This window comes from Idiomarina sp. 29L (assembly GCF_004123135.1).
Taxonomy (GTDB): domain Bacteria; phylum Pseudomonadota; class Gammaproteobacteria; order Enterobacterales; family Alteromonadaceae; genus Idiomarina.
Genome location: NZ_SDJS01000004.1, coordinates 333,271 through 339,512 on the forward strand (window position 1 = coordinate 333,271; position 6,242 = coordinate 339,512).

3 protein-coding genes are annotated in these 6,242 nt (G+C 44.0%); 2 read left to right on the forward strand and 1 reads right to left on the reverse strand.

The window, feature by feature from the left end; all coding sequences use genetic code 11:
• Positions 1-63 precede the first annotated feature (63 nt).
• Positions 64-924, reverse strand: coding sequence for an HDOD domain-containing protein (locus EST55_RS10695; RefSeq protein ID WP_129497441.1), 861 nt, complete (start codon positions 922-924; stop codon positions 64-66).
• Positions 925-1,010: 86 nt separating this feature from the next.
• Here EST55_RS10695 and EST55_RS10700 point away from each other — a divergent pair, with 86 nt between their 5' ends.
• On the forward strand, positions 1,011-2,738 hold the full coding sequence (locus tag EST55_RS10700; RefSeq protein WP_129497442.1) for an autotransporter assembly complex family protein: 1,728 nt from the start codon (positions 1,011-1,013) through the stop codon (positions 2,736-2,738).
• Positions 2,735-6,109, forward strand: coding sequence for a translocation/assembly module TamB domain-containing protein (locus EST55_RS10705; protein ID WP_129497443.1), 3,375 nt, complete (start codon positions 2,735-2,737; stop codon positions 6,107-6,109). Before EST55_RS10700 ends, EST55_RS10705 begins: the two co-directional genes overlap by 4 nt.
• Positions 6,110-6,242: the final 133 nt, after the last annotated feature.

A 6,242-nucleotide genomic window follows, 5' to 3' on the forward strand; every position in this document is an offset into this window, starting at 1 on the left:
AACCGCGGCACAAGTACTTATTGGCTCTAACTCTGTCGTTTGCAGATAATTTAACCAGCAAAACTAATGATCGGTATCGAACAGTTCTTCATGAACTAGCTCAATAATTTCTTCCACTTTAAACTCATCGATTTGAAAGTGTTCCAGTACTCCGTCCTGCACTGACTGCCATTCATCTTGTCCTGCCAAGCTACGCGTTCTTAGGTCTATCGCATAACGGGATATTTTTAATATGCCTAACAAATCCAACGCAAGCCCCGACAGCTCACTCGATGTTAAAAAAACAGAGCTGTCATCGAACAAATAATAAATAACTTCGACAACAATTTTGGGGAGCTTCCACTGCTGAGCGAGTAACGCACCCATTGTGGTGTGGGTTGTATTAAACTTGCGCTGCTCTTGTTCGATAATTTCAGGCCATGGTTGGCTACTTGAAGCATCCAATAGCTCTGAATATTCTTCATCAAACTCTGACAACATGACGGGAATACCTGAGCTTTGAAAAAGACCAAGCATGTAAGCATGATCTCGCAGCTCCGGCCTACCGACAGCTTCGGAAACCATCACACAAGCACTCGCCACCCATTCGTTATAACGCCAAAACTCATTGAGATCATAGTCCGACTTCAGCGCTGACTTTAATGCAACCGCTTTTACAATCGGAAAGACGCGTCGAAAGCCCAGCGTCATGACCGCTTGCTGAATTGAGTCAATTTCTTTTGCACGCCGGTAAGCAGCCGAGTTCACAACTTGTAGAACCGCAGCAGCAATCCCCATATCCGATGCGATAGCATCAGCAATAACAGATACATCGGGTTCCTCTTTTTTGGCTTCACTACTAACAGTTAACAGAGTCTGTGGTCGTGGCGGTATACTAACCTTTTGTAATAGCCGTTTCTCTGCTGTTGTAATTTCTATCGCCATAATGTCTCCAAGTTGAACCCGATGGGTGACACAGAGTCTCAAACAATGAGATTATGTTGTCATCTTTTTTATGGTAAAACACGTCAATGCTTTACATTCGCTGTATTCTAATTGCTGGTAGCTTATTTTTCAGTTGTCTGACTTTTGCTTCTGTCGAAGTAAGAGTGTCGGGTGTCGAAGGTAAAGCGTATGACAATGTCATGACGCTACTACAGATAGCCCGATTGAATGGCAGCAACACTTACGCTGATTATCGAATCCGGTATCTACATCGACAAGCGCCCAACGACATTCAAAAAGCATTGCGCCCTTATGGATATTATCAGGTTGAAGTGAATGCTCAACTAGAAAGTGTTGAAGATGGGTGGATAGCGTCTTACGACGTTGTCTTAAATGAACCAGTGCGCATTGCCACAAATAATTGGGCGATAAAAGGAGATGCTAAAGACGATGCTCGCTTTCAGTCTTTGTTAGATGGAAGCAAACTAAAGCCTGAACATCGCTTTATTCATCAAGAATATGAGGAATTAAAGTCTCGCTTATTGTCACTGGCAAGCCGCCGCGGTTACCACGATGCCCGATTTGAAAAACACGATGTCATTATTGATGTCGACCAAAATACAGCTAATATCGATGTTGTTTTTGAGTCTGGACGGCGATATCAGTTTGGCCCTGTTAACTTTGAGCAAGACATTCTCAATGACGAACTACTGCAACGATATGTTCCGTTTAAGCAAGGGGAAGGCTACACCAGTCAGGAACTCAGCAATTTACAGGTTGGGTTACTCGACAGTGGCTACTTTTCTCAAGTGCAAGTCAGCCCGCAGTGGGATGAATCGGAAAATCAGCAGGTGCCTATTGAGGTTAAATCCAGCGCAAATTACAGAAACCAGTATCAATATGGTATCGGTTATGGAACCGACACGGGAGCCCGAGTTAGTGCCAGTCTAAACCGGCGCTGGGTCAACGAAGATGGCCACCAATTTCGGGGGTTGACTCAAGTATCTCAAATTGAAAGCCTTGTTAGTGCTAACTACATCGTACCCGGGAAAAAACCGCAGTCTGACTACTATCGATTTAACGCAGAAGTATCGGATAAAAACAATGAAGGTCAGGAAAACCGTTTATACCGTATAGGCGCGTCCAGTACCGTTACCATGAACCAGTGGCAACATGAGTTTGGCTTAAGCTGGCAAAGAGATGACTTTCAGATTGGTGAAACAGAGGGTACTAGTCAATTTCTTATCCCACGATCTAGCTGGACCTACATGACAGCCGACGGACGCTTGAATATTGATAAAGGATTTCGCTTTGATGCTACGCTTAAAGCGGCAAATGATACGCTTTTATCAGACGCGAACATGGCCAGTTTAAAGCTGGGGTTCAAAGCCGTCGTACCGCTAACTGCGCGCGTCAGAATACTCACTCGTGCTGATATAGGCGCCACTTATATTGATAACTTCAATACCCTGCCTCCATCATTACGCTTTTTTGCGGGTGGCGACCACAGTGTTCGTGGTTATGCCTATGAACAACTCGGTCCTGAGGACGAAACCGGAACGGTTATTGGGGGGCGTTACCTAGCAACAGCCAGCGCAGAAATCGACTATCGGTTTAAGGAACACTGGCGGGTTGCATTGTTTACGGACATCGGGAATGCGATGATCGAACCTAATGAGCCATTAAAGCAAAGTATTGGCTTTGGTGTGCGCTGGATATCGCCTATCGGCTCAATTCGGCTTGACTTAGCTCAAGCAATTGATGAACCCGATAAGCCTTGGCGACTGCACTTAACCCTGGGGCCTGATCTATGACGATTTATCGCTGGTTGGCAAGCATCATATTGGGCATCTTTCTTGTAATACCATCGGTTGCGATCTCATTGTTCGGTACCGAAACAGGCAGCCGCTGGGTAGTCGATAAAGCCATTCGTTACTCCCCAATAGATATTCGCTACGACAAGTTTCGAGGCAAGCTACTAACCGAGTTTAGCTTTAATAACTTACGTGTCGAGTCCGAGTCATTTGCTTACCAAACCGAAGCATTAGAAATTCATTGGCAGCCGTTAGCGTTATTATCAGGCTCTATTACGGTAGAGCGTATTAAGAGTGATCACGGCGAAGTCCGATTACGCTCTACAGAGGCTAAACCCAACAACGATAACCAAGCAAACGCTCTCAATGAGATAAAAATAGAACTTCCCTTATCCATTTATATTCAGAAGCTAACAGTGTCTGACACGTTATTCTTTTTCTTTGAGGCTCCGGCTCAAAAGCTTGATGTAAACCTTTCCGCTAAAGCAAACACGCGTGGCCGTGTTACTCTGAGAAACTTAGATATTTCGCACCAGTATGTAACAGCATCCGTTCGCGGGCAGTCGTTACTGTCATATCCTTTTAAAAGCTCACTGAATACTAAAATTGAGCTGCATTCGCCGGATTATCCCGCTCTCACTATCAACAGCCTATTTAAAGGGGATATAAGAAAGCTCGTCACTGAGACGAAACTTAGTGACAGTCTGAATGCTTCCCTTGAAGCTACTCTGCATCAACCAGCCAAAGCGCTGAGCTGGTCTGTTACCAGTCAATGGAATGAAAGCAACCTTACCCCATGGTTAAAGGCTTTTGACTTAGGAGACCTGAGCCTTGTGTTTAACGGAGCCATCGCAGGGGAAGGGAGTTTAAACAGCGCCATTCTTAGTCCGGACCTATCGGTTACCGTAAACCAAAGAAATGCAGCAATATCTGGACGCTTAACGTACGAGTCTAATGCACTAACAATTAACTCGCTTAACGTGAGTTCAGATAATGATATTCGTGGTGAATTGCTCATTAGCGGAAGTATTGTTCACCTCGATTCAGTCCCTGTTATTGATATCACGTCGCAATGGGATACTGTTTTATACAAACCCAGCGATATTATTAGTGAAGGCGGTAAATTAACAGTTAGTGGAGCTATCGATAATTTATCCGCTCGTTTATCGAGCGATATTAACGGCTTGTTACCACAACCATTTAAGCTAACCAGTGAGGCTAAGCTTGCTTCCAAGTCGCTCAATCTAACCACATTAAAGCTCAGTCAAAATAACAACATGATAGCTGCAGAGGCAACTATTGATTGGAGCCGTGATATTTCTTTAAATGCCAATGTAACTGGTACTTACGAAGGTCATGACGTCAATAGCAAAGTTTCAATGAGCTACGCCGCCCCCTATCTATTTGTCGAAAGCATGGAAGGAAATTGGGGAGCTCAATCGTTTAACATTAACGGAGCATTGAGCTCAGGCCGAACATTGAACTGGGAGCTTCAATCTGACCAATTAAGCCAGGTATCAGAATTACAAGGAACTGCTTTAGCGCGCGGAACCATTAATGGTGTGTTAAACCAACCCGAGTTTACGATAGGGCTCGATTCCGCCGAATTAAAGCAAACAGGCTATAAGGAAGTTTATTTAACTCAGCCTACCGATTTAACACTCAGTTCTAAAAATGCTAATTTTAGAATACAAGATCTATGCATTGGTTATGCGGAGATTAACTCCCCTTTATGCATTCAGTTAGACAAAGATAAAAGCAGGCTGTCTTTTAAAGCTAACGCTCAATCTGTTCCTATAAATGCATTGCAAGCTTTAGTCATACCATCGGCATTGTACAAACTGCAAGGCGATCTGGATCTCGACGTCGAAGGTTCAGTAGATATTGAAACAACGACATTCCGCCAGTTAAATGCATCAATAAATGCCGACAACACAAAAGTGTCGACGGCAGAAGAAACAGTAACCTTAGAGAAATTGCAGTTGGTTGCGAAAACTAAAGAGCAAGGATTACAAGCCAATGTAATCGCTCAAGCTAATGAGCTTGGATTAAACCTAACTGGTCACGTCGAGACAGACAGCTTGGGCGAAGATAGTGAAGTATCCGGCGCTTTAGACTTTGATTCAGACAGCCTGGAACTAGCTAACTTATTAATTCCACAAGTCGGTATTGATAACGGAAAGGCTTCTGCTCACCTAACAATAGGTGGAACAGTTGGAACTCCGCTAGCATCGGGAAAAGTTCAACTCAATGCGAATCAGATAGTAGTTCTGCAATCTGGCACCATGCTCAAAGACGTTACCGGGACTCTGCAAGCAGATGCAAACTCAGGTCAGTTTAAGGTGGAGGCTGACGGAAAAGTGGGTTCCGGAAAATTGCAGATTACGGGCTACTTGGATGCATTTAAGCAATTCGGCAAGTTAGAAATTAATGGAAACGAGCTGCTTATTATCGATACGCCCGATTTGCTTATAGAAGCCTCACCTGAACTAACGGTAAGCCTAGATAAAAAGCTGATAAGCTTAAATGGAAAATTAAATATCCCTAAGGCGCGCATAACACCTATAGAACTGAACCAAGCCATAACAGAATCGGCTGATGTTCGGTTGAAAAATGAAGAGAAAAAAGAGTCTGTATTCAAAACCCAAACTGACTTAACCGTCTCTTTGGGAGAAAACGTAAGAGTTAAGGCGCTTGGCTTTGCTGGTCAGATTCAAGGAAGCCTTAACATTACTCAACAACCTAACTCTCCGGCAAGAGGGAACGGAACTATAGGTGTCACGTCCGGGCAATATGAAATTTATGGACAAAAACTAACGATAGAGCGTGGCGACTTACTATTTAACGATGTTCCTTTAAGCAGCCCTTCATTAAACCTTAGGGTTACTAGAAACATCAGCTCTTCAACAAGTAATCAAAAACCACCGGAGGAAATAGGAGCGCGAGTCACAGGCAGTATTGAGCAACCCGAGCTTAGCCTATTTTCTACACCACCAATGAGTGATAGCACAATACTGTCCTACCTTCTTTTCGGAAAACCACCGGGCAGCCAAGGCGACGTGAACAATCTGGAACTCCAAGCTGCTCTATTGGTAGGCGGCCGTAGTACCGAGTTTTTAACCGATGGATTGAAAGAAACTTTTGACTTAGACGAAGTTTCCCTCGATTCACGAACCAGTGATGTTAACGACACATCTTTGTATATCGGCAAACATTTATCCCCAGACTTATATATTAAGTACGGAATCGGTTTAATAGAACCAACCTCAACTTTCATCCTACGTTATAGCCTTACCGACAAATTGATTTTCGAGTCTGTTTCTAATGCGGAAGGTCAGGGTGGAGATCTCATCTACACCATCGAGAAGTAGTTATGGTTTGATGCCATTGCATTAGTTGAGGTCGTTAAGGTTTTCAGCATGAGCAAGCCATTGGGCGACTGCACCCAGCCATTGCTCCTGACGTAATAACGTCAGGCTACCGAAGAAACAGAGGCTCAGGAGC

Excerpts from the sequence above, each read along its gene's own strand:
- EST55_RS10695 (WP_129497441.1), bottom strand. The coding sequence starts at position 924 with ATGGCGATAGAAATTACAACAGCAGAGAAACGGCTATTACAAAAGGTT.
- EST55_RS10700 (WP_129497442.1), top strand. The coding sequence starts at position 1,011 with ATGCTTTACATTCGCTGTATTCTAATTGCTGGTAGCTTATTTTTCAGT.
- EST55_RS10705 (WP_129497443.1), top strand. The coding sequence starts at position 2,735 with ATGACGATTTATCGCTGGTTGGCAAGCATCATATTGGGCATCTTTCTT.